Origin of the sequence: Micromonospora sp. NBC_01405, assembly GCF_045040155.1 — a bacterium.
Classification (GTDB): Bacteria; Actinomycetota; Actinomycetes; order Mycobacteriales; family Micromonosporaceae; genus Micromonospora.
This window is the reverse complement of the sequence record NZ_CP109532.1, coordinates 6,609,331-6,632,862: the sequence shown is the minus strand read 5'-3', so window position 1 is coordinate 6,632,862 and position 23,532 is coordinate 6,609,331. Positions and strand designations below refer to the sequence as shown.

16 protein-coding genes are annotated in these 23,532 nt (G+C 73.9%); 11 read left to right on the top strand and 5 right to left on the bottom strand.

Annotated features, from left to right (window positions below; genetic code table 11):
* The first annotated feature begins 19 nt into the window (after positions 1-19).
* From kdpB to OG559_RS28600, 4 genes are all read left to right on the top strand, one after another.
* Positions 20-2,230, top strand: a complete 2,211-nt coding sequence (kdpB, locus tag OG559_RS28615) for a potassium-transporting ATPase subunit KdpB (RefSeq protein WP_405109442.1) — start codon at positions 20-22, stop codon at positions 2,228-2,230.
* Positions 2,230-3,111 (top strand): potassium-transporting ATPase subunit C, encoded by an 882-nt coding sequence (locus OG559_RS28610; protein ID WP_405109441.1) that lies wholly within the window; start codon positions 2,230-2,232, stop codon positions 3,109-3,111. Before kdpB ends, OG559_RS28610 begins: the two co-directional genes overlap by 1 nt.
* 97 nt (positions 3,112-3,208) lie before the next feature.
* Positions 3,209-5,761: a DUF4118 domain-containing protein gene (locus OG559_RS28605; protein WP_405109438.1), complete on the top strand. Its 2,553-nt coding sequence runs from the start codon at positions 3,209-3,211 to the stop codon at positions 5,759-5,761.
* A complete protein-coding gene (locus OG559_RS28600; RefSeq protein WP_405109435.1) occupies positions 5,758-6,444 on the top strand; it encodes a response regulator in 687 nt (228 codons plus the stop codon). The genes OG559_RS28605 and OG559_RS28600 overlap by 4 nt, the downstream gene beginning before the upstream one ends.
* Positions 6,445-6,474: 30 nt before the next feature.
* On the opposite strand, the gene OG559_RS28595 is transcribed toward OG559_RS28600, so the two are convergent.
* Positions 6,475-7,674 carry a S8 family peptidase gene (locus OG559_RS28595; RefSeq protein ID WP_405109432.1) on the bottom strand — a complete coding sequence of 400 codons (1,200 nt, stop codon included), beginning with the start codon at positions 7,672-7,674 and terminating at the stop codon, positions 6,475-6,477.
* 644 nt (positions 7,675-8,318) lie between these two features.
* Between OG559_RS28595 and OG559_RS28590 the strand changes: the two genes are divergently transcribed.
* The 6 genes from OG559_RS28590 (at position 8,319) to OG559_RS28565 (ending at position 17,906) form a co-directional block, all read left to right on the top strand.
* The gene (locus OG559_RS28590) at positions 8,319-8,954 is read left to right on the top strand and encodes a hypothetical protein (protein WP_405109429.1); all 636 of its coding nucleotides are present in this window, start codon (positions 8,319-8,321) and stop codon (positions 8,952-8,954) included.
* 271 nt (positions 8,955-9,225) lie between these two features.
* The gene (locus OG559_RS28585) at positions 9,226-10,560 is read left to right on the top strand and encodes an SWIM zinc finger family protein (protein ID WP_405109427.1); all 1,335 of its coding nucleotides are present in this window, start codon (positions 9,226-9,228) and stop codon (positions 10,558-10,560) included.
* A complete protein-coding gene (locus OG559_RS28580; protein WP_405109424.1) occupies positions 10,557-13,184 on the top strand; it encodes a DUF6493 family protein in 2,628 nt (875 codons plus the stop codon). The genes OG559_RS28585 and OG559_RS28580 overlap by 4 nt, the downstream gene beginning before the upstream one ends.
* 88 nt (positions 13,185-13,272) lie before the next feature.
* Positions 13,273-14,841 (top strand): bifunctional 3-(3-hydroxy-phenyl)propionate/3-hydroxycinnamic acid hydroxylase, encoded by a 1,569-nt coding sequence (locus OG559_RS28575; RefSeq protein WP_405109421.1) that lies wholly within the window; start codon positions 13,273-13,275, stop codon positions 14,839-14,841.
* Between the two features lie 194 nt (positions 14,842-15,035).
* On the top strand, positions 15,036-16,604 hold the full coding sequence (locus tag OG559_RS28570; protein ID WP_405109419.1) for a ricin-type beta-trefoil lectin domain protein: 1,569 nt from the start codon (positions 15,036-15,038) through the stop codon (positions 16,602-16,604).
* A gap of 48 nt (positions 16,605-16,652) precedes the next feature.
* On the top strand, positions 16,653-17,906 hold the full coding sequence (locus OG559_RS28565; protein WP_405117049.1) for a family 16 glycosylhydrolase: 1,254 nt from the start codon (positions 16,653-16,655) through the stop codon (positions 17,904-17,906).
* Between the two features lie 334 nt (positions 17,907-18,240).
* On the opposite strand, the gene OG559_RS28560 is transcribed toward OG559_RS28565, so the two are convergent.
* Positions 18,241-18,519, bottom strand: coding sequence for a hypothetical protein (locus tag OG559_RS28560; RefSeq protein WP_405109416.1), 279 nt, complete (start codon positions 18,517-18,519; stop codon positions 18,241-18,243).
* Between the two features lie 191 nt (positions 18,520-18,710).
* Positions 18,711-19,586 carry a DUF6892 domain-containing protein gene (locus tag OG559_RS28555; RefSeq protein WP_405109414.1) on the bottom strand — a complete coding sequence of 292 codons (876 nt, stop codon included), beginning with the start codon at positions 19,584-19,586 and terminating at the stop codon, positions 18,711-18,713.
* Positions 19,587-20,173: 587 nt separating this feature from the next.
* On the opposite strand from OG559_RS28555, the gene OG559_RS28550 reads away from it, so the two are divergent.
* On the top strand, positions 20,174-21,379 hold the full coding sequence (locus tag OG559_RS28550) for a chitosanase (RefSeq protein WP_405109411.1): 1,206 nt from the start codon (positions 20,174-20,176) through the stop codon (positions 21,377-21,379).
* A 27-nt stretch (positions 21,380-21,406) separates the two neighbouring features.
* Here OG559_RS28550 and OG559_RS28545 read toward each other — a convergent pair whose 3' ends face one another.
* Positions 21,407-21,529 (bottom strand): hypothetical protein, encoded by a 123-nt coding sequence (locus tag OG559_RS28545; RefSeq protein ID WP_405109408.1) that lies wholly within the window; start codon positions 21,527-21,529, stop codon positions 21,407-21,409.
* Between the two features lie 693 nt (positions 21,530-22,222).
* On the bottom strand, positions 22,223-23,452 hold the full coding sequence (locus OG559_RS28540) for a PucR family transcriptional regulator (protein WP_405109405.1): 1,230 nt from the start codon (positions 23,450-23,452) through the stop codon (positions 22,223-22,225).
* Between the last annotated feature and the right edge of the window lie 80 nt (positions 23,453-23,532).

Here is a 23,532-nt window from a genome sequence, read left to right as displayed (position 1 = left end):
CACCATGAGGAACGACGACATGACCCTTACCCCGCAGGCGCCGCACGGTGGGGCCGACCCCGCTACCCCCGGCACGCCCGCCACCCGGGGCGACCGGGTCGGCGGCGGCCTGCTCGACCCGAGGCAGTTGCTGACCTCCCTGCCGGACGCGCTGCGCAAGCTCGACCCGCGCACCCTGTGGCGCAACCCGGTGATGCTGATCGTCGAGATCGGCGCGGCCTTCACCACCGTCCTCGCGGCGACCGACCCGTCGGTCTTCGCCTGGGCCATCACCGGCTGGCTCTGGCTGACCGTGCTGTTCGCCAACCTCGCCGAGGCGGTCGCCGAGGGCCGGGGCAAGGCCCAGGCCGCCACCCTGCGCCGGGCCAAGCAGGACACCGTCGCCACCCGACTGGTCGACTGGACCCCGGGCGCCCGCGCCAACGCCTACCGCGACGAGGCGGTGCCCGCACCCGAGCTGCGCCGGGGCGACGTCGTGCTGGTCCACGCCGGCGGGATCATCCCCGGCGACGGCGACGTCGTCGAGGGCATCGCCAGCGTCGACGAGTCGGCCATCACCGGCGAGTCCGCCCCCGTCATCCGGGAGTCCGGCGGCGACCGCAGCGCGGTCACCGGCGGCACCCGGGTGCTGTCCGACCGGATCGTCGTGCGGATCACCCAGAAGCCGGGGGAGAGCTTCATCGACCGGATGATCGCCCTGGTCGAGGGGGCGAACCGGCAGAAGACGCCGAACGAGATCGCGCTCAACATCCTGCTCGCCGCGCTCACCGTCATCTTCCTGCTCGCCGTGGTGACGTTGCAGCCCCTCGCCGTCTTCTCCAAGCAGTACCAGGCCGCCGCCCCGGACACCGGCGCGATCACCGACGCGGGGGTCAGCGGCGTGGTGCTGGTGTCCCTGCTGGTCTGCCTCATCCCCACCACCATCGGCGCGCTGCTGTCGGCCATCGGCATCGCCGGCATGGACCGCCTCGTCCAGCGCAACGTCCTGGCGATGAGCGGCCGGGCGGTCGAGGCCGCCGGCGACGTCAACACCCTGCTGCTGGACAAGACCGGCACCATCACCCTCGGCAACCGGCAGGCCGCCGAGTTCCTGCCGGTCGAGGGGGTCACCGCCGCCGAACTGGCCGACGCGGCGCAGTTGGCCAGCCTCGCCGACGAGACCCCCGAGGGCCGGTCCGTGGTGGTCCTGGCCAAGAACGAGTTCGGGCTGCGGGAACGGGAGCCGGGCCTCGTGCCACACGCCACGTTCGTGCCGTTCACCGCCCAGACCCGGATGAGCGGCGTCGACCTCACGCCGGACGCGACGGTCGACGGCGGTGCCACCGGGCCCGCGCGGCGGATCCGCAAGGGCGCGGCGGCGGCCGTGATGAAGTGGGTCCGCGAGCACGGCGGCCACCCCACCGAGCAGGTGGGCCAGGTCGTCGACGGGATCAGCGGTATCGGCGGGACGCCGCTGGTGGTGGCCGAGCACATCGACGGTGAGCCGGCGCGGGCCCTCGGCGTGATCCACCTCAAGGACGTCGTGAAGGCCGGCATGCGGGAACGGTTCGACGAGATGCGCCGGATGGGCATCCGCACCGTGATGATCACCGGCGACAACCCGCGGACCGCGAAGGCGATCGCCGACGAGGCCGGGGTGGACGACTTCCTCGCCGAGGCCACCCCGGAGGACAAGCTCGCCCTGATCAGGCGCGAGCAGGAGGGCGGCCGGCTGGTCGCGATGACCGGGGACGGCACCAACGACGCCCCGGCGCTCGCCCAGGCCGACGTCGGGGTGGCCATGAACACCGGCACCTCGGCGGCGAAGGAGGCCGGCAACATGGTCGACCTCGACTCCGACCCGACCAAGCTCATCGAGATCGTCGAGATCGGCAAGCAACTGCTCATCACCCGGGGCGCCCTGACGACCTTCTCGATCGCCAACGACATCGCGAAGTACTTCGCCATCATCCCGGCCATGTTCGCCGGCATCTACCCCAGCCTGGACACGCTGAACGTCATGCGGCTGGCCAGCCCGGAGTCGGCGATCCTCGCGGCGGTCATCTTCAACGCCCTGGTGATCATCGCGCTGATCCCGCTGGCCCTGCGCGGCGTCCGGTACCGACCGGCGGCGGCGGCCCAGCTGCTCAGCCGCAACCTGCTGGTCTACGGCCTCGGCGGCATCATCGTGCCGTTCGTCGGCATCAAGCTCATCGACCTGCTCATCCAGTTCATCCCAGGGATCTCGTGATGCGCCTACCCACCTGGCTCGCCCAACACCTCGCCGCCCTACGCGCACTGCTCGTGTTCACCGTCCTGCTCGGCCTGGCGTACCCGCTGGCCCTGGTCGCCGCCGGCCGCCTGCCCGGCCTGGCCGCCAAGGCGGACGGCTCGCTCGTCGCCGCCGACGGCCGGACCGTCGGCAGCGCGCTGATCGGCCAGTCCTTCACCGACGCCGACGGCAACCCCGTCCCGCGCTACTTCCAGTCCCGCCCCTCGGCGGCCGGCGACGGCTACGACCCCACCTCCACCGCCGCCTCCAACCTCGGCCCGGAGAGCGTCGTCGACACCCTCGCCGCCGACCCGGCCGAGTCGACCGAGAGCCTGCTCACCCAGGTCTGCGCCCGCAGCCTGGCGATCGGCCGGCTCGACGGCGTGGACGGGCGGCGGCCGTACTGCACCGCCGACGGCGTCGGCGCGGTCCTGGGCGTGTTCCACCGCGACGGGCTGACCGGACCGGTCACCCGGGTGGTGAGCGTCAACCAGGCCGCCCCCGCCATCCCGTTCGTGACCACGTGGCAGGGCGTCCCGGTGGAGCCGGCGCGACCGGGCGTGGACCACGTCGCCGCCGGGGCGGTGATCGTCCCGGTCCGCGGCGACGCCCCCGCCGAGCCGGCCGTGCCGGCGGACGCGGTCACCGCGAGCGGCAGCGGCCTCGACCCGCACATCAGTCCCGCGTACGCCGAGATCCAGGTCGCCCGGGTGGCCCGGGAACGCGGCGCGGACCCGGCCGCGGTCCGGCGGCTGGTGGCGGAGCACACCGACGGCCGGGCGCTCGGCTTCCTGGGCGCCCCCGGCGTTAACGTGCTGGAACTGAACCTCGCCCTCGACCAGCGGTTCGCCGCTCGTTGAACCCCTCGCCGGGCGGGCCACGACAGGCCCGTCCGGCGGTCACCGCCACGTTCACGCCGCGCCGCCGGACGGCCCGCCCACCGGAAGGACCCTGCCCGTGCCCAGAGGGGAACTGCGCATCTACCTCGGGGCCGCGCCCGGCGTCGGCAAGACGTACGCGATGCTCCAGGAGGCCCGGCGGCGGACCGAACGCGGCACCGACGTGGTGATCGGGCTGGTCGAGACCCACGGCCGCCCGCACACCGCCGCCATGGTCGGCGACCTGGAACAGGTGCCCAGGCGCACCCTCGCACACCGGGGCGTCGAGTTCACCGAGCTGGACCTCGACGCGCTCCTGGCCCGCCGGCCCGAGATCGCGGTCGTCGACGAGCTGGCCCACACCAACGTGCCCGGCTCCCGCAACGACAAGCGCTGGCAGGACGTGCAGGAGCTGCTGGACGCCGGCATCTCCGTGCTGTCCACGGTCAACGTCCAGCACCTCGAATCGGTCAACGACGTCGTCGCCCGGATCACCGGCACGACCCAGCGCGAGACCGTCCCCGACGCCGTCGTCCGCGCCGCCGAGCAGGTCGAACTGGTCGACATGACCCCGGAGGCGCTGCGCCGCCGGATGGCCCACGGCAACATCTACCGCCCCGACAGGATCGACGCCGCGCTCGGCAACTACTTCCGGATCGGCAACCTCACCGCCCTGCGCGAGCTGGCCCTGCTCTGGCTGGCCGACAAGGTCGACGACCAGCTCGGCGCATACCGCGCCCAGCAGGGCATCTCCGACACCTGGGAGGCCCGGGAACGCGTCGTCGTCGCGCTGACCGGCGGGCCGGAGGGCGACACACTGATCCGCCGGGCGGCCCGGGTGGCCGCCCGGGGCCGGAGCGCAGACCTGCTCGCCGTGCACGTCACCCGCAGCGACGGCCTGGCCGGCGTCGACCCCGCCCGGCTGGCCCGCCAGCGGGTGCTGGTGGAGAGCCTGGGCGGCACGTACCACCAGGTGCTCGGCGCGGACGTGCCGGCCGCGCTGCTCGACTTCGCCCGCGGCGTCAACGCCACCCAGCTCGTCCTCGGCGCCAGCCGGCGGGGCCGGTTCGCCCAGCTGTTCAGCCCGGGCGTCGGGGTCACCACCACGGCCCTGTCCGGGCCGATCGACGTGCACCTGGTCACCCACCCGCAGGCGGGGCGGGGCAGGCGGACCGGCGGGTTGCCGGCCGCGCTGTCCCGGCGGCGCAGGCTGCTCGGCTTCGCCCTCGCCGGGCTCGGCATGCCGGCGCTCACCGTGGCCCTGCGCACGCTGCCCGACCTCACCCTGACCAACGACATCCTGCTGTTCCTCGCCGGGGTCGTCGGGGTGGCGCTGGTCGGCGGCCTGTGGCCGGCGCTGGTCGCCGCCCTCGGCGGATCGCTGCTGCTGAACTGGTTCTTCACCCCGCCGTTCCGCACGCTGACCATCGCCGAGGCGGACAACCTGCTCGCGCTGGGCGTCTTCGTCGGCGTCGCCCTCGCGGTGAGCTGGGTCGTCGACGTGGCCGCCCGGCGTACCCGGGAGGCGGCGCGGGCCTCCGCCGACGCGCAGACCCTCGCCACCGTCGCGGGTGGCGTGCTGCGCGGCGAGCGACCACTGCCGGCGCTGCTGGACCGGCTGCGGGAGACGTTCGCGCTGCGCGCCGTCAGCGTCCTGGAGCTGACCCCGGACGCGCGGGGACGCCCCGGCCGGGCCCACGAGCAGGACGCCTGGCGGCTGGTGGCCGCCGTCGGGGAGTCGCCGGCGACCAGCCCCGACGCCGGCGAGACGGCGGTACCGGTCGACGACCGGCTCACCGTCGTGCTGTCCGGCCGCCGGCTGGAGGCCGCCGACCGGCGGGTCGTCGAGGCGTTCGCCGCCCAGGCAGCAGTGGCGCTGCGCCAGGAACGCCTCGCCGAGGAGGCGGCGACCGCCCGGCCACTGGCCGAGGCCGACCGGATGCGCACCGCGCTGCTCGCCGCCGTCAGCCACGACCTACGTACGCCGCTCGCCTCGGCGAAGGCGGCGGTGAGCAGCCTGCGCAGCCACGACGTCGAGTTCGACGCCGACGACCGGGACGAGCTGCTGGCCACCGCCGACGAGTCCCTGGACCGGCTGGGCCGCCTGGTGGCGAACCTGCTGGACATGAGCCGGTTGCAGGCCGGCGCGCTCGGGGTGGCCGCCGTCGCGATCGGGTTGGAGGACGTGGTGCCGAGGGCCCTGGACGAGCTGGGTCCGGACGCCGCCGACGTCGCCACCGACATCCCCGCCGACCTGCCCGCCGCGCTGACGGATCCAGGCCTGCTGGAACGCGTGCTGGTCAACATCGTCGCCAACGCCCTGCGGCACAGCCCGCCCGGCCGGCCACCCACCGTCACCGCCAGCGCCCACGCCGGGCAGGTGGAGCTGCGGGTCATCGACACCGGCCCCGGCATCCCCGAGGACCAGTGGGAACACGTCTTCCTGCCCTTCCAGCGCCTCGGCGACCGGGACAACCAGACCGGGGTGGGGCTCGGCCTCGCCCTGTCCCGCGGCCTCGCCGAGGCGATGGGTGGCACCATCACCCCCGAGACCACCCCCGGCGGGGGGCTGACCATGGTGCTTCGCCTGCCCGCCGCCGCCCCGACCGGCACCGGAGGGCCGCAGGAATGAGCCGCATCCTCGTCGTCGACGACGAACCGCAGATCCTGCGTGCCCTGCGCATCAACCTGCGCGCCCGCGGCTACGACGTGCAGGTCGCCGACACCGGCACGGGCGCGCTGCGGGCCGCCGCCGCCCACCCGCCGGACCTGGTGGTCCTCGACCTGGGCCTGCCCGACCTCGACGGTGTCGAGGTGATCCGGGGCCTGCGCGGCTGGACGACGGTGCCGATCATCGTGCTGTCCGGCCGGGCGGGCAGCGAGGACAAGGTCGCCGCCCTCGACGCCGGCGCGGACGACTACGTCACCAAGCCGTTCGGCATCGACGAGCTGCTCGCCCGCATCCGCGCGGTCACCCGACGCCTCGCCGCCCCGGCGGCCGACGGGGCGACGGCGGCCCCCCGGGTGGGCCGGCACACCGTCGACCTCGTCGACCGCACGGTGACCCGCGACGACGGCGCGGAGGTCCGGCTCACCCCCACGCAGTGGGCCGTGCTCGACAGGCTGCTGCGCCACCCCGGCAAGCTCGTCAGCCAGCGCCAGCTGCTGCACGAGGTGTGGGGGCCGGAGTACCAGAACGAGACCAACTACCTGCGCCAGTACATGGCCCAACTGCGGCGCAAGTTGGAGGACGACCCGGCCCGCCCGCGACACCTCATCACCGAGCCAGGGATGGGCTACCGCTACCGCCCCTGACCGGGTTCGTCCGGTGTCGCCGCCGCGAACTCAGCCGCCGCAGTAGAGCAGCCGGTTGGGCGAGCCGGCCCCCGGAGCGCCGACGACGCCGGTGGTGGCGGTGCCGGTGAGGTGGGCGGCCACCTGGGCGGGGGTCCAGGTGGGGTGGTCCTGGAGGACCATGGCCGCGCACCCGGCGGTGTGCGCGGCGGCCATCGGCCCGCCGCTGATCGTGTTGGTGGCGGTATTGCTGGTGTGCCAGGTCGAGGTGATGCCCTGCCCTGGGGCGAACAGGTCCAGGCAGGAGCCGTAGTTGGCGGAGCTCATTCGGGCGTCGGTCGGGGTGGTGCCGGCGACGGTGAGCGCCGCCGGCACCCGCGACGGAGAGTAGTTGCAGGCGTTGGTGGCGGAGCTGCCCGAGGTGACGGTGTAGGTGACGCCGGAGTTGACGGAGGCGGTGACCGCGCTGTCGAGCGCGGTGCTGGCGTTGCCGCCCAGGCCCATGGTGGCCACGGCGGGTTTCACGGCGTTCGCGGTGACCCAGTCGACCCCCGCGATGACCTGCGCGTAGGTGCCGCTGCCGGCGCAGTTGAGCACCCGCACCGGGACCAGGTGGACGTCCTTGGCGACCCCGTGCTGCTGGCCCCCGATCGTGCCGGCGAGGTGGGTGCCGTGACCGTTGCAGTCGTCGGCGGGCAGGGCTCCGTCGACGGCGTCGTACCCGCCGACGACGGAGCCGGTGAAGTCGACGTGGGTGGCGCGGATGCCGGTGTCGACGACGTACGCGTGCACGCCTGGCGCGGTGTTCGGGTAGGCGTAGCGCTGGTTCAGCGGCAGCAGGTGCTGGTCGATGCGGTCGAGTCCCCACGACGGCGGGTTGAGCTGGACGCCGGCGGCCACCGACACCACGTGGTTCTGCTCGACGTACGCCACGGCCGGGTCGGCGGCCAACCGCCGGGCGGCCCGCTCCGACAGCCGGGCCTCGAACCCGCGCAGCGCGACGCCGTAGACCTGGCCGATGGAACCGCCGTACCGGTCGGCGAGCCTCGTAGCCGTATCGGCGGCCCGGCCGCCGGCGTCGGCGAGCACCACCACGTAGCTGCCCTCGACGGCGGTGACGCCGCCCGCGCGCAGGATGTCACCGGTGGCCGGGGCCGCGTTCGCCGGAGCGCCGGCCATGGCGGCGGCCAGCACCGGGGCGAACAGGACGGCCGCAGCGGCCGACCGGCGGCGGTGGGGTGACGGCGTCATCTTCCAGCCTCCCGTGATCTGGCCGGTCCCGGGGGCCAGGTGCTGCCGGGGAGACGGCGCGAACGGACTGGCCCGAGCCTACTAGCCATTCAGGGCAGTGAATATATGTCGGATGCCTCATACCGTGGCCCTATGCCTCATCGGGCCGTCGAGAGCTGAGACCACGCCCGCGCATCGCCCCGGGCTGCGCTGCGGGATAGTTTAGGGGTCAGGGCCCGGGAGGTCGCATGACCCTGTTCACGTGTGCGGGTTGCGGCGCCCCGCTGACCGTGCCGGTGTCGCGGGTGCCGCTTCCTGCCCACGCCGGCCAGCGGTACGGCTACGGGTTGCTCGGCGTGCTGATGGAGCCCGGGACGTATGCGGTGCGCCCCGTTCCTTTCGGGCCGCCGTGGCGACCCTGGGCCGAGGTCGGTGCGGCTGAGGCGGAAGCCCGTGGTGTGTACGCGCCGGAGCACGCGCTGTCGTGGGGGCCGCGAGGAGCTGTCGTGGTAGCACCGGGCGACATGTGCGGGACCGGCTTCATCCCGGGGCGGTCCGGTGGCTCGTGCTGCGGCTTTGGCGAGGGAGACGGCCCTAATCTCGCGTGTGTCCGGTGCGGGCGACCGGTAGCGACCCGCGTTGACGACTGCGGATGCTGGCAGGCGGTGTGGCTGGACCCGGAGGCGGTCCGCCGCGTCACCGGCGATGCCCCACCACCTCAGGCGCTCGGGTGGGAGGCCCTGCGAGAGGGGCGGCCCGGCATGCCGCCGGTCGAGCCGCCTGGGCAGTGGAGTCCGCTGTGGGAGGCCGCTGTCGCGGTGGCGCTGGCCCGCCTGCTGGCCGTGTCGTCCGGTACCCGGGTGACTGTCCCTGACGGCCCTGTCGCCGGCACCTTCCGCCGAGCACTCGACGCGCTGCTCCCGCCGGGGCCACCGGCCAGGTCCCTGGCCCTGGTCGGACCGGCCCTGCCTGCCATCACCCCGGACATTGCCCTCGTCCCGCAACACCCGCAGACCGGCGAGCGCTGGGCGCTGACCGGGGCGGCAGCCGTGGTGCCGCTGCCCTGGGACATCTGGGCTTATCTGGCCTTCCACCACGATCGGCGGCCCGTTCCGGGAGCCGGCACGACGCCCGCCGACGCCCGCCGCGACGACCCGCTGCCATTGATGCCGTGCGGGCCGTTCCGGCCCGATGGGGACGTGTTCCTCTCCACCTTGGCGCGGCTGCCCGAGGTCCGCCAGCCGTGGCTGCGCGAGATCTACGACCAGGTGAGAAGGCGTCCGTACGCTGATCCGTTCTAGCGCCGCTTTTCATGATCGTCTGCTGATTATGGAGAACTCGCCTGGCGTGTCGTCTCACAAATCAGCAGACGGTCATGCCGGTCCTGTGTCGAAGTCGGCCGTGGACGGCGCGGTGGCCCGACCATGGCGCCGGGGGCGGTCCACCGCGCGCTGTCTCCCCGCCCCTTCCGCCGTCTCGCCGTCCCTGAGGCGGGACCCGGCCCGGTGTCGACCGGTCCGACGTGACGCGGTCCGGCGGAACTGTCGGAGCGATCTTGTACCGTCCCGACCCGTGAGTACCCAACAGACGTACCGGTACCTGGGATCCTCGACGCTGCGCCGTGACGGTCTCGCGTTGCAGACCAGCGGCGGCCCGGCGCCGAACCCCCGGTTCTTCACCGGGTTCCTCACCACCCCCCAGCAGGCCGCCGTCGGGCTGCTCGCCGTCGCCGAGGTGGCCCGCACCCGCTACTACCGGCCGGTCAGCCCGGCGAGCCTGGACCCGGTCGTCACCGGCAGCCGGGACCGGCTCCGGTTCGAGTCGTTCTCCGGCTGCTGCGGGGTCTACGCCCGCCTCGACGCCCTGCCGGCCGGGCTCGACGGCGACGTGGTCGAGCATGGCACCACCAACGTCGACGTCAACAATCCGCTGCGCGAGGCGCTCGCCCGGGTCGGCGGCCTCGACCCGCTGCACCTGTCGGTCGGCCCCGACGACCTGACCGTGTCCACCATGGACGGCGCCGTCGTCGAGAAGAAGGTGCCGCTGCCGGTGCGTTGGCTGCGCGGCTTCGCCGAGGTGCAGGTGCTGGCCGCGGCGTTCGAGCCGCGGGCGGAGATCCCGGCGGCCGAGGCCGCCGTCTTCCTGCGCCGGCTGCCGACGTCGAATGACCGGTCGGTGCTCTGGGCGGTGCCCGCGGGAAGGTCGCTGCGGCTGACGTCCCGGCCCGTCCCCGGCGCGGTGTGCCTCGCCGGCGCGGGTCGGCTGGCCGCCCTGCGCGGGATGCTGCGCTTCGCCCGGACCCTGCGCGTCTACGGGCCGACCGTCGCGCCTGGCTCGGCGGCGCTGCCCAGCACCTGGGAGCTCGACACCGGGGCCCTGCGACTGTCGCTGACCCTCTCACCCGAGCCCTACCGTGGGTTCTCCGGCGAGGGCGCCGCGCTGACCGCCCTGGCCGGCGACGACGTCGTCGACGACGCCGAGCTGGTCTCGGCCCTGCTGTCCTGGGACCCGACCGTCGACGTCGACGCCCTGGCCACCTCCGCCGGCATCGACGCGGCCCGGGTCCGGGGCGCCCTCGCCCAGCTCGGCACCGCCGGGCGGGTCGGCTACGACGTCTCCGAGGCGGCCTACTTCCATCGCGTCATGCCCTACGACGCGGGCCGGGCCGAGCGGGACAACCCGCGGCTGGTGGGCGCGCGGGCGCTGCTCGACGCCGGCGCCGTCGCGTCGGACGAGGCGGGCGCCACCGTACGCAGCGGCGACGAGGTCTACCGGGTACGCCGGCTGCCCGACGGCGAATTCACCTGCACCTGCCCCTGGTGGGCCAAGCACCGTGGCCAGCGCGGGCCGTGCAAACACGCGCTGGCCACCCGGATGGCCACGGCCGACGTGCGGGAGCGGGTGTGAAGACCACGGTCCGGCGCCGGTGGGAGTTGGCGGCCGGCGGCACCAGCGACCTGTTCGACCTGATCGACGCCGGGTCGGCCGGCCTGATCGTCGACGCCCTGGCCGGGCTGCCCGAGGACCGCCGCCGCGCCGTCGGCGTCGCCCTGACCGACTGGTTCAAGGGGCGGACGTCCTTCTGGGGCGCGGGCAAGGGCACCGCCCTGGCCGTCCTCGCGGTCGGCTGCCTGCCCACCGCCGCCCAGGCCGGCGCGATCCTCGCCCGCCGCTCCGTCACCGCCGACGGCGAGCGGGCGGCGAGTCTCGTCCGCGCGGTCGCCGCCGACCGTGGCGTCGCCTGGCTGCCCGACCTCGCCCGGCGGATGGTCGACAAGCTGCACCGCGATACCTGGGTCGAGCACTGGCGGTTCGTCGCCGCGCTGCTGCCCACCGACGCCGAGCCGCCGTCCGGGGACCGGTTCGTCGAGCTGTGGGTGCAGTCCCTGTCGAGCCCCGACCGGCGGCTACGCGGCGCGCCGGTGCCACTGGTCGACCGGCTCCGCGCCGACCCGCTCCTGCCGGCGCTGCTGCCCCGCCTGTTCGAGGTCGACGGCCTCGGCGCGCCGATGATGTTCGACGAGATCGTCACCGACTGGCGGGACCGCCGCCCGCACGCGTTCCCGACCGCGCTGGCGCAGCTCGCCGCCGAGGGCCTCGTCGACCGCGCCACCCTGCTCGACGGCGCTGTCGGCCGGCTGCTGCGCGCCGACCGACCGGCCGCGCTGCGGGCCTTCACCATCCTGCTCGGAGAGCTCCAACCCACCACCGACGAGGTCGCCGCCCGCCGCGCAGACTACCTGCGACTGCTCGCCGACGCCCCGGCCACCGTCGCGACCATGGCCCAGAAGGCGCTGCGGGAGGTGTCCGACCTGGAACTGGAGGCGGTGCTCGACACCTCCCGCGAGGTGCTGGCCCGCCCGGACAAGGCGCTGGTACGCGGCCAGCTCACCTGGCTCGACCGGCTCGCCCGTGGGCACCGGGACCGGGCCGCGGAGATCGCCGAGGTGATCGCCGTCGCGGCCGAGCACCCCGCCGTCGACCTTCGCGAGCGCGCCGCCGCGCTGGCCACCCGGCACGGCCTTGCCCGGAGCGCCGGTGCGGGCCCGGCGGTCACCGGGCCGCGCGGCGACGACCTGCCGCCCCCGGGGCCGTCCGCACCCGCCCCGGCCCCGATCACCGACGTCGACGAGCTCGCCGAGGAGGTCGCCGCGCTGCTGGGCGCCGAGCGGCACGGGGAGCCGCACGACCGGATCCTCGACGGGCTGGTCCGGCTCGCCGCGACCGACGGCGCGCGGGTGCGCGCCGCGCTCGACCCGGTCCTCGCCCGGAGGCACTGGTCCTGGGCCAGCGAGCACAGCTGGGACCCGTGCTGCCTGTGTGGCCTCGTCGGCGCGGTGCTGGAATCCGCCGGCGAGCCCCGCCCGGCGGCCCCGCAGCGCACCCGGTGGGGCGCGCTGCTCGCCGCCGTGCGGCGCACCGACCGGTCGCCCGCGCAACCGGAACTGGTCGCCACCGACCCCCGGGTCCCGGCGCCGCACGCCCTGCTGCGGGCCCGGCTCGCCGAGATCGGCCACCACCTCGGCGAACCGGGCCACCCCGGCCTGCTCGCGACCCCCACCTCGGCCAACGGCGCACTCGACCCGCTGGCGCTGCTGGAACGCCTCACGGCGCTCGGCGACCGGGAGCCGTGGCACTGGGATCTCACCCAGGCGCTGCTGCGCCTGCCGACCGGCGCCGACGAGGCGCTGGCCGGCAAGTCCGAGGCGCTGCGCACCCCGGCCGGTGACCGGCTCGCCGGCTGGCTGCGCTCCGGTGGGCTGCCGGCCCCGGTCATGCGGGTCCTCACCCTCGCCCGCCGAGCCCGAAAAGCGGGCTACGACTGGGAGTACGAACAGTTGCCGGCCCGCCGCGTCGCGGTCGAGCTGCGCCCACCGGACGGGTACGACGACCGGTACGGCCTGCTGACCACCGACCCCCCACCGGTGGAGACGGAGTACCACGGCTGGACGCGGCTCTGGCCGTCGGTTCTGCCCCACCACCTGGGCGTGGTCGCCGTGTACGTCCTGCCGGAGGTGGCCGCCGCCGCCGACATGGACCGGCGCGACGGCGCGGTGGCGCTGCCGTCGCTCGTCGAGTGCGGCGGCCCTGGTGGGGCCGCCGTCGATCTCGCGCTCGCCTACGGCCTCGGCGCCCGCCACGGCACCGACCGGATCGCCACGTTGGATGCCCTGCTCGGCCTGGCCGGCGCGGGTCGCCTCGACCCCACCGGGGTGGGCGGGCATCTCGGTGCGCTGGTCGCCGCGCAGGTGGTGAAGCCGACCCGCGTGGTCGAGCCGCTGCGCGATGCGGCCGCGGCCGGGGCGCCGCTGAGCGTGTGGCGGCTGCTGGCCGCCGCGTTGCCGCCGCTGCTCGCCGCCCCCACGCCGCCCCGGGGCCTGCCCGACCTGCTGACCCTGGCGGCGGAGACGGCCGCGAGCACCGGGGTCCGGATCGAGGTGGCGGGGCTGGCGGAGGTCGCGGGCCGGGGCGGGGCGTCCCGGATGGTGACCGAGGCACGCCGCCTGCACCGGGTGGTCACCGCCGCCTGAGGTGGCGGTCGGTACGGTCGGAGCGGGCGGGCCCGGGCCGCCGGGCGAGGGCGGCCGGTGAGCCGATGAGGCCAGGCGAGGAGGAACGGTGGACGATCCGGTGCCCGTCGTCATCGTCGGCGCCGGGCCGACCGGGCTGGTGGCGGCCCGGCTGCTCGCCGTCCACGGTGTCCGGTCCGTCGTGCTCGACCGGTGGCCGGCCGCCTACCCCCGGCCGCGCGCGGTGCACCTCGACGACGAGGTGTGCCGGATCCTGCACCGGGCGGGGGTGCACGAGGAGTTCGCCGCGGTCTCCCGGCCGGCCGAGGGGCTGCGGCTGCTCGGCCCCGACCACCGTGTCCTGGCGCAGTTCAGCCGGGGCACGGCGGACGGAGCCCACGGCCACCCCCAGGCGAACATGTTCGACCAGCCGCGACTGGAGGCCATCCTTCGCCGCGCCGTCGACCAGGACCCCCTGGTCACCCTGCGCGGGGGCGTCGAGGTCACCGCCGTGTCCGCCGACGGCGACGGCCCGGTGGCCGTCGCCGTCACCGACCGGGGATCGGGGGAGCGGCAGGCGCTGCGCGCGCGGTACGTGCTCGGCTGCGACGGCGCCAACAGCACCGTCCGCGCCCGGATCGGGTCGAGGATGCGCGACCTCGGCTTCGCGCAGCGCTGGCTCGTCGTCGACGTCGACACCGACGCCGCGATCGACGCGTGGGAGGGCGTGCACCAGGTGTGCGACCCCCGCCGGGCCGCGACCTACCTGCGCGTCGGGGCGCGACGCTACCGCTGGGAGTTCCGCCTCCTGCCCGGCGAGACGGCGGCGGTCATGTCCGCTCCGCGGACCCTGCACGAGCTGGTCCGGCCGTGGACGCGGGACCTGCCGTTCGAGGAGCTCGCGGTGGTCCGCTGCGCCGAGTACACCTTCCGCGCCCAGATCGTCGACCGTTGGCACGCCGGGCCCGTGTTTCTTCTCGGCGACGCCGCCCACCTCACCCCGCCGTTCATCGGCCAGGGGTTGGGCGCCGGTCTCCGGGACGCCGGCAATCTCACCTGGAAGATCGCCGCCGTGCTGGCCGGCGCCCTGCCCGCCGCCGCGCTGGACAGCTACGAGACCGAGCGGCGGCCCCACGTCACCGCGCTGATCCGGCTCGCCGTGGGCGTCGGCCGGGCCATGACCCAGGGCGGTGAGGCCGGCGACCTGCTGCGCCGGCTCGTCGCGCCCCGGCTGGTCCGCGTTCCGGGCCTGCGGGCCAGGGTCCTCGACAGCACGACCCCGCCCCTGCGACGCTCGGCCCTGCGCCGACGGCGTTGGTCGCCGTGGAGCCGCAACGGCCGGCTCTGCCCGAACCCCGTCCTGGGCGACGGCCGCCGCCTCGACGACGTGCTCGGGTCCTCCTTCGCGGTGCTCGCCGTCGGGTCGTTGCGACCGCAGGCGGTCGCCGAGGCGCGGCGGCGGCGGGTGGTGCTCGTGCCCGTGGAGCCGGCCTCGGGCCTCGGGCGATGGCTGCGCCGGGGCGGGGCCCGCGCGGCGCTCGTACGTCCCGACCGGACCGTGATGCGGACGAGCGGCGACGTGGCTGCCCTGCTCAGGGCCGCACCGGTGCTGCCCCCGACAGCGCCGCCCCCTCGGCCCGGCCCGGACGGGAGCCGACGACGCGGCGCCCCTGCGTGACGGACTCCGCGCAGCGGGTGGGCAGGCGTCGGGCTCCGGACCGGGGCCGGGGGCAGTGCCGGGCGGCCAACTGGTAACAGTCTTGACAGAAATCGTTCACATCGACAAACTTCGTTGAGAGCGCTCTCTGGGTGGCCCACAGCCCTCGCCTCGCCCCGCCGCGACCGCCCACCGTACGACCTCGGGAGGACCCCATGCCGCGACAGCTCCGCGCGTTCGGCACCGTTACCGCAGCTCTCCTGCTCGTCGTCGCGTCCCCGCTGGCGGCCCGCGCCGACGGCGTCCCGGATGCCGTCCCGGATGCCGTTGCCCCGGCGGCCACCACGACGGCCGCCGCCGGCCTCCCGCCGGAGCTGGTCACGGCGATGCGCCGCGACCTCGGGCTGACCGCCGGCCAGGTCGCCGCCAGGCTGCGCACCGAAGCCGCCGCGCCGCCGGTCGAGAAGCGGCTGCGCGCCCGGCTCGGCGCGGCGTTCGCCGGAGCCTGGATTCCGGCGGGCGGGCAGCGGCTGACCGTGGCGGTCACCGACCGGGCGCTGGCCGCCGTCGTCCGCGCCGAGGGCGCCGACGCCACCGTCGTCGCCCGCAGCGAGCGCGACCTCGGCACCGTCAGGCGAGCCCTCGACCGGCACGCCGTCCGGGCGGACCCGCAGCGGATCCGCAGCTGGTACGTCGACGTCGCCGACAACAGTGTGGTGCTGACGGTGGCGCCGGGCGCCACTGCCGAGGCGACCGCGTTCACGCGCACCAGCGGCGTCGCCGCCGACGCCGTCCGGGTCGTCGAGTCCGCCGACGTGCCCCGCCCGCTGTATGACATCCGCGGCGGCGACCAGTACGTCATCAACGGCAACACGCTGTGCTCGGTCGGCTTCGCGGTCGCCGGCGGCTTCGTCACGGCCGGCCACTGCGGCGGGACCGGCAGCCCGACGCTCGGTTTCAACAACGTCGCGCAGGGCACGTTCGCCGGCTCGTCCTTCCCCGGCAACGACTACGGCTGGGTACGAACCAACAGCAACTGGACCCCGCAGCCCTGGGTGAACAACTACTCCGGCGGCAACGTCACGGTGGCCGGCTCGCAGGACGCGGCGATCGGCAGCTCCGTCTGCCGTTCGGGACGCACCACCGGCTGGCGCTGCGGCACCATCCTCGGCCGTAACGAGACCGTGAACTACGCCCAGGGCGCGGTGTCCGGCCTGACCCGCAGCAACGCCTGCGCCGAGGGCGGCGACTCCGGCGGGGCGTGGATCAGCGGCAATCAGGCGCAGGGGGTCACCTCCGGCGGCTCCGGCAACTGCTCCACCGGGGGCACCACCTTCTTCCAGCCGGTCAACGAGATCCTCGGCGCGTACGGGTTGTCGCTGGTCACGACCGGCGGCGGGGGCGGGAACCGGCTGATCAGCAACTGGAACAACAAGTGCGTCGACGTGCCGAACTCGAACTTCTCCGACGGCGTGCCCCTGCAGATGTGGAACTGCAACGGCACCGGGGCCCAGGCGTGGACCCTCACCGGCGGTTCCCTGCGCACCCAGAACAACAAGTGCATGGACGTGGCCTGGGGGTCCACCGCCAACGGCGCGGTGATCCAGATCGCCAACTGCAGCGGTAATCCCGCCCAGCAGTTCGTCCTGTCCGCCGCCGGTGACCTGGTCAACCCGCAGGCCAACAGGTGCGTCGACATCGCCGACTGGAACGGCGGCGACGGCGCCCGGCTCCAGTTGTGGGACTGCGCCGGCACCGCCAACCAGAAGTGGCGGCGGGGCTGACCGCGCCCCACCGCCGCCCGTACGACCGTTCCCGAGGAGGCTCCCGTGATCAGATCCCGTTCCGCGCCCCGTGCGCTCGCCCGCGCCGCCGTCGCCCTCGTCGTCGCCGCGGCGTCCCTCGTCCTGCCCGGCCCCACCGCGCCCGCCCAGGCGGCGATCGGCGGCATCACCTGGCAGGACGAGTTCAACGCCTCCGCCGGCACGGCCGTCGACCAGAGCAAGTGGCGGTTCGACATCGGCGGCGGTGGCTGGGGCAACAACGAGAGGCAGTACTACACGAACAGCACCAGCAACGCGGTGCACGACGGCCAGGGCAACCTGGTCATCACCGCGCGCAGGGACAACCCGGCCAACTACCAGTGCCACTACGGCCGGTGCGAGTACACCTCGGCCCGGCTGCTGACCGCCGCGACGTTCACCCAGGCGTACGGCCGGTTCGAGGCCCGGATCAAGATCCCCCGGGGTCAGGGCATCTGGCCGGCGTTCTGGATGCTCGGCAACGACATGGGCAGCGTGGGCTGGCCGAACGCCGGCGAGATCGACATCATGGAGAACATCGGCCGGGAGCCGAACACCGTGTACGGCACCATCCACGGGCCCGGCTACTCCGGCGGCGGGGGCGTCACCGGCAGCCGCACCGTCGGCGCGCCGCTGGCCGACGGCTTCCACACCTACCGGGTGGACTGGGAGCCCAACTCGATCGTCTGGTATCTCGACGGCGTCGAGTTCCACCGCGTCGACCCGAGCCGGCTGGGCGGCAACCGCTGGGTCTTCGACCACCCGTTCTTCATGATCCTGAACGTGGCCGTCGGCGGCAACTGGCCGGGCTACCCGGACGGCACCACCCAGTTCCCGCAGCAGATGCTGGTCGACTACGTCCGGGTCAACGGCTACACCGACGGCGGCAACCCGCCCACCGGCACCACGCGGCTGCGGGGCGCGCAGAGCGGGCGGTGCATCGACATCCCGAGCGCCAACCCGGTCGACGGCGCCAAGCTGCAGATCTGGGACTGCAACACCACCGCCGCGCAGGCGTGGACCTTCGCCGGCGACGGCACGGTGCGGGCGATGGGCAAGTGCATGGACCCCGCCTGGGCCGGCACCGCCAACGGCACCGAGGTCAACCTCGTCACCTGCAACGGCAACCCGGCCCAGCGGTTCACCCTGAACGCCTCCGGTGGCCTGGTGAACCTCAGCGCCAACCGGTGCGTCGACGTGCGCGACCAGAATCCGGGCAACGGGGGCAAGCTCCAGCTCTGGGACTGCTCCGGGAGCGCCAACCAGAGGTGGTCGCGCTACTGACCAGCGAACGGGGGCGCCGACGAACCGTCCCGTCGGCGCGCGACGCAGGGGCCCGGCGCAGCGTGGAAACCGCTGCACCGGGCCCCTGCGCGGCCAGCGGCGCGAGTAGTTGATCTCCACGAACTTCGCGTGGCACAGCAGCCCCGCGATCCCGGGTGTGGGCAGTCCAATCATGATCCGCACTGACGGCCTCGCCTACGCCATCCGCTAGGAAATCTGTGAGCGCATGGGTGGTGCGACGAGTTGCCGCCGGCGTTCCGGTCGGCGGATGGGCGCAGGCGGAGGCGGCTTGACGCCGTCACCGCCTGGACGTCCGGGCCACCGGCGCGCCGGTCTACGCGGACGAGGCATCTGCTTGCGCGACCCAGCCGGCGATGAGCGCAAGTCCGGAGTGGCGGTGCCTGGCCACGAACGCGAATGGCCGGTCCAGCAGCAGCCGCACCTGCAGCGGGCGCTTCGCCGGTGGCGCGCCGGTGTACTGGATCCGGGCGACCAGCACCGACGCCAGCATCAACGTCGTCAGCGGATTGATCGTGACAGGCATCCGGTCAAGCACGCCGTCGGTCTGCTCGCGCACCCAGGCGTCGAGCGCTTCCTGGTCGTCGTAGAGCACCCCGACGGCGCCGGCCGGGGCCAGCTAGGCAAGCAGTGGCCACACCCCGGCCCCGGACACCGCAGCCGAGGCTTCGGAGCCGCGCGTGTCCACCCACCGCCGCGTCAGTGCGTTCGCGCCCGCCACCGCTTTGTCGATCACGACGACACCGTACGCCTTACGGCAGCGAGCGACGCTGCCCGCTGCGCTGCTTACTCGAATTCGCTGACCGTGACGCCACCCGCCCGCAGCTGCGCGATCTGGTGCGCAGGTAGCACGGCGAGCGGGGTGATTTTCAGCTCGCGCAGGTTGCGCAGCGCCTCCACGCCCGCCAGCGACCGGATGTGGAACTCGTCGGACTCGCCGTCCCACTGCTGCCACACCATGTGTGCCGTGTGGTGCCCACCACCCATGAACCAGCCGAGGGAGTGGACGGTGTCGAGCGCCGCCTGGGGTATCACGACCGTCATCAGCCGGGCCAGGTTGCCTTCGTCGAACTCGAACTCGTCGAAGAAGTACGTCGGCGGCAGCTCGACCGAGCCCTTCAATCTATCGAGCACTGCCAGCTTCAGGATCGGATCACTGAATGGTGCCGCCGCCTCGACCGGGTCAGGCAGGAAGTTGTCCACCTGGACTCCGCGCGCGGCCAGTGCCGCGAGCACCTCGTGGCCCGCTGGGTGCAGCACGGCCGCACAGCCGATGTGCACCCGCTTGAGCTGATCGCAGGCCAGCAGCGGGGTCAGGTCCGCGTCCGGCGGCACGCCGACCCACAGCAGCTCCAGCGCAGGCAGCGCGGTGAGCGGTCCGAGATCACTGACCTCGGACTCGCGCAGGTACAGGTTGTTCACTTCCGGAAAGCCTTCGATGCCGGTCAGCGACCGGATGGTGCCGTCGGCGCCGTCCGGCAGCGCGTCCCACAGATCCGCCTCGTCGGTCCAGGACGCCTGATCTGCGCCCGCCAAGACTTCCAACGCGAGCACCTCGGCATACCGGGCTTTGAGCTCCTCGACCGGAAGCTCGCGGATCTCGGCGACCGCGTCGTTGAGATAGTCGGCTTCAAGCAGGGCCAAGCGCAGGCAGGGATCCACGCAGGCAACCTACCTGACGATGACCGCCACAACGCGATGGCGTCCGATCCAGCACCACCGTGCCACGTCGAAGACACGGTTCCCGAGCCGCCCACGCAGTTTCACATTCTTCCAGTCTGGTAGCTGGCGGTGGACCTGGCAGGGCTCGACCACCTGGCGGGGCTGCCGACAGCGGATCGCACCGGCAACCGGCTGCCGTGGGCATGACCGGGCGGTGGGGGTGGACGAGCGTCGCGCGGGTCCCGCAGCCGCGGAGAGGGCAGCGGCACCGAGGCGGGCGCGGCGATTGACAGTGCATCGACGTACTGTTATTTGTTAATACAGTTTCCTAATTGTCGCGGGCACTCGACAATCCCCGAAGGAGGCCCGGTCCCGTGCCGCATTCCCACATTCTCGCCCTGGTCCCCGCCGCCAGGTCGTTGAACCGGAACCGGCCCTGCCCCGGCGCGTACCCGAACGACGACACCTGCGGCGGCATGGCCCGGGCCGCCCACGACCACACCCGACAATCGGGGCCCACAGGGGCTGACCCCCGACCATGCCGCCGGCCGCCGGCGGCACCGCCCGTCCCCCAACCTAGGAGTGCCATGCCCACCAAGAGGACAGCCGCCTACCTCACCGTGGCCCTGCTGGTCCCCGCCGCGGTGGTCGGCTACGGCCTGCCGTCGGCCAGCGCCGCGACCGCCGGGCCGATCACCGGACTGGGCGGCAAGTGCGTCGACGTCGCCGCCGCCAGCTCCGCCAACGGCACCGCCGTCCAGCTCTACGCCTGCAACAACACCGCCGCCCAGGTCTGGACCGTCGGCAACGCCGACGGCTCGGTCCGCGCGCTCGGCAAGTGCCTGGACGTCACCGCCGCGTCGACCACCGACGGCGCCAAGGTCCAGCTGTACGACTGCAACGGCACCGGCGCCCAGCGGTGGAGCGCGTCCAACGGCGCCCTGGTCAACGCCGGCTCCGGCAAGTGCCTGGACGTCACGGACCGGAACACGGCCGACGGCACCCGGTTGCAGATCTGGACCTGTGCCGGCAGCGCGAACCAGCGCTGGACTCTGCCCGGCGGGGGCGCCACCCCCAGCCCGTCCGCCCCCGCCGGCGTCAACCTCGACAACCCGGCGAAGAAGGACGTGGCCATGCAGCTCGTCTCCGCCGCGGAGAACTCGTCGCTGAACTGGCGGGCCCAGTTCTCCTACATCGAGGACATCGGCGACGGGCGGGGCTACACCGCCGGCATCATCGGCTTCTGCTCCGGCACCGGCGACATGCTGGAACTGGTCGAGGCGTACACGGCCACCAAGCCAAGCAACGTGCTGGCCCCGTACCTGCCGGCCCTGCGCAGGGTCAACGGCACCGACTCGCACGCGGGCCTCGACCCGAACTTCCCCCGCGACTGGCGCACCGCCGCCGCCGACGGCGTGTTCCAGGCCGCCCAGGAGGCCGAGCGGGACCGGGTGTACTTCAATCCGTCGGTGCGCGACGGCAAGGCCGACGGGGTCCGGGCGCTCGGCCAGTTCGCCTACTACGACGCGGCGGTGATGCACGGCTACGAGGGCATGCGGGCGATCCGCAGCCGTGCCCTCGCCCGGACGAAGCCGCCGGCCCAGGGCGGCGACGAGCGGACCTGGCTGCACGCCTTCCTCGACGAGCGGGTCGCCGAGATGAAGAAGGAGGCGGCCCACTCCGACACGTCCCGGGTCGACACCGCCCAGCGGGTGTTCCTCAACAACGGCAACTTCGACCTGAACACGCCGCTGGTCTTCGCCGTCTACGGCGACCAGTACCGGATCGGTTAGCCGGGGAACCGTGAGGGCTCGGGGGCCTCACTCGGTCGGCATCGGCGCCGGCAGAGCGCTGCCCATCCGGTCCGGACCGGCGGCCGTCACCACCCCGGCCACCACGACGGCGGCCAGCACGACCGTGACCGCCCCCCGGCCACCACCCACCCGTTTTTCATCTTCCGCTCCTCTCTGCCGGCCCCGGCGCTTCGGCCGTTCCGGCCGCCGGCCGGCGACCGGAGCACCACCTCGGTGGGACGGGCGCGAACCCCGACCGGATCCCACGGATCACGGTCGGGGTCGGCGTTTCCCCCTGCCGGGTGACTCAGGTGCGGTTCGCCACCGAGTGGTAGACGTCCATGATCGCGGTGTCGAAGTACGAGCTCCGGTTCACCCCGTTGCCGTCCAACGTGCTCATGATGCCGTTCACGTAGCCGTACGCGTCGTTGTACAGCCGTAGCCAGATCGGGCCGCTGAAGCCGCAGCCGAGGGCGATCTTGTTCTCCTGGAACGGCCAGATGCGGGCCGGTAGGTCGTGCCCTGGCAGTACTGCTGCCAGCCGCCGTCGTACGGGGGCGCCGCCGGGTAGGCGAGAGTGGTCACGGCCTGGTCGTAGCTGTACTTGACCGAGAGGCCGTTTCCGCCGAGCACGTCGACGGGTCTTTGTGATGGGTGTGCAGGTCGACGAGGGCAGCCGCTGCTAGGCCGTCGCCGTCGTCGGCTGCTGCCTGCCACACTCGTTCTACCGCGGCGAGCAACTCCTCGGACTCGGCGCGTCCTGCCTCTCCATGCTCAAGATTGATCACGATTGCCAGATTGAAGCCCGCGTCGGTGTTTCCGGCCTCCCCGGGCCGCCGTCGGTCACGTCGTCCGGTAGTGGCCGGTGAGCCGGCCGAGTTTCATCGCCAGGTGCAGGCACAGCCGCTCGTTGCCGTCCTTCAGGTCGGTCCCGGCGAGCTGTTCGACCCGTTGCAGCCGGTAGTAGAGGGTGGTCCGGTGCAGCCGGAGCTTCTCGGCGGTCGCGTGCGCGTTGCCCGCCAGGTCGAGGTAGGCCTCCAGGGTCTCCAGCAGCACCTGGTGGGCGTCGTCGTGCAGCAGCCGTTCGAGCCCGGGGTGCACACCTGCGACGTCGAGGTGCTGGCTGTCCAGTTGGGACAGCACCCGGTAGATGCCCAGGCCGGCCCAGGAGACCACCCGGCCCAGCGCGGAAAGCTGTGTCCCGACCCGGGCCGCCTGCGCGGCCTCCTGGTAGGACTCGACCGCCTCGGCCAGCCCGGCGCGGGGCTCGCCGACCCCGGTCACGGTCCGGGACACCGAGGCGAGGCCCCGGGTCGCGGTGCCCAGCGCCTCGTCCAGGTGGCCGGCGGAGACCTCCGGCGAGGGGCGGCCGGCGACCCGGTCGCCGCAGATCAGCAGCACCCCGTGGTCGTGCCAGACCAGGTGCAGCGTCTCCCGCACCCCGATCCACCGGCGGGTGGTCACGAGGGCCTGTTCCAGGGCGATCCGGGCCACCTCGTCGGGCTGCCGCCCCCGGGCCGGCACGAGCTGGGCGACGAGTGCGACGGTGGTACCGTCGCCGGCCACCGTGCCCTCCTCCAGCAGCGCCCGCGCCGCGTGCTCGCGGGCCTCCCGGCTCTCCACCAGCAGCGTGCGGGTGGCCTCGGTCTCCCGCTGCGAGGCCAGCTCGCCGAGCAGGTTCTCCCGGTACAGGGCGAGCGACAGGTCGGTGAAGGCGCTGGTCGCGGTGGCGATGTCGGCGTCGGTCATCGAGCCGTCCGCGTCGATGAACCAGACGAATCCGAGCAGCAGGTCGTCGTGCCGGATCGGCACACAGACCCTCGGCAGCAGGTCCAGCTCGGCGTACGCGGGGGTACGGACCGGCTCGCGCGCCGTGAGCACGCCCATGCCCCGGAACCAGGCGATCACCTCCGGCGTCGTCTGCCGGCGCAGGATCGACATCCGGCGGACGTCGTCCATCGGGCCGTTGTGCTCGCTGTAGGCGACCACCCGCTGCCGTCGGTCCTCGATGAGGGCGGGCCGCCCAACCCGGGCGGCGACGGCGTCGACGATTCGCTGGAGCTCACCGTGCATGGATCTCCCCTGGTTGCGCCGCGCGACAGGGGCCGCGCGACCGCCAGTCCTTACCCTCCGGTGCGGGTGGGTCCCCGCGC

Excerpts from the sequence above, each read along its gene's own strand:
- OG559_RS28600 (WP_405109435.1), top strand. The coding sequence starts at position 5,758 with ATGAGCCGCATCCTCGTCGTCGACGACGAACCGCAGATCCTGCGTGCC.
- OG559_RS28540 (WP_405109405.1), bottom strand. The coding sequence starts at position 23,452 with ATGCACGGTGAGCTCCAGCGAATCGTCGACGCCGTCGCCGCCCGGGTT.
- OG559_RS28550 (WP_405109411.1), top strand. The coding sequence starts at position 20,174 with ATGCCCACCAAGAGGACAGCCGCCTACCTCACCGTGGCCCTGCTGGTC.
- OG559_RS28595 (WP_405109432.1), bottom strand. The coding sequence starts at position 7,674 with ATGACGCCGTCACCCCACCGCCGCCGGTCGGCCGCTGCGGCCGTCCTG.
- kdpB (WP_405109442.1), top strand. The coding sequence starts at position 20 with ATGACCCTTACCCCGCAGGCGCCGCACGGTGGGGCCGACCCCGCTACC.
- OG559_RS28610 (WP_405109441.1), top strand. The coding sequence starts at position 2,230 with ATGCGCCTACCCACCTGGCTCGCCCAACACCTCGCCGCCCTACGCGCA.
- OG559_RS28570 (WP_405109419.1), top strand. The coding sequence starts at position 15,036 with ATGCCGCGACAGCTCCGCGCGTTCGGCACCGTTACCGCAGCTCTCCTG.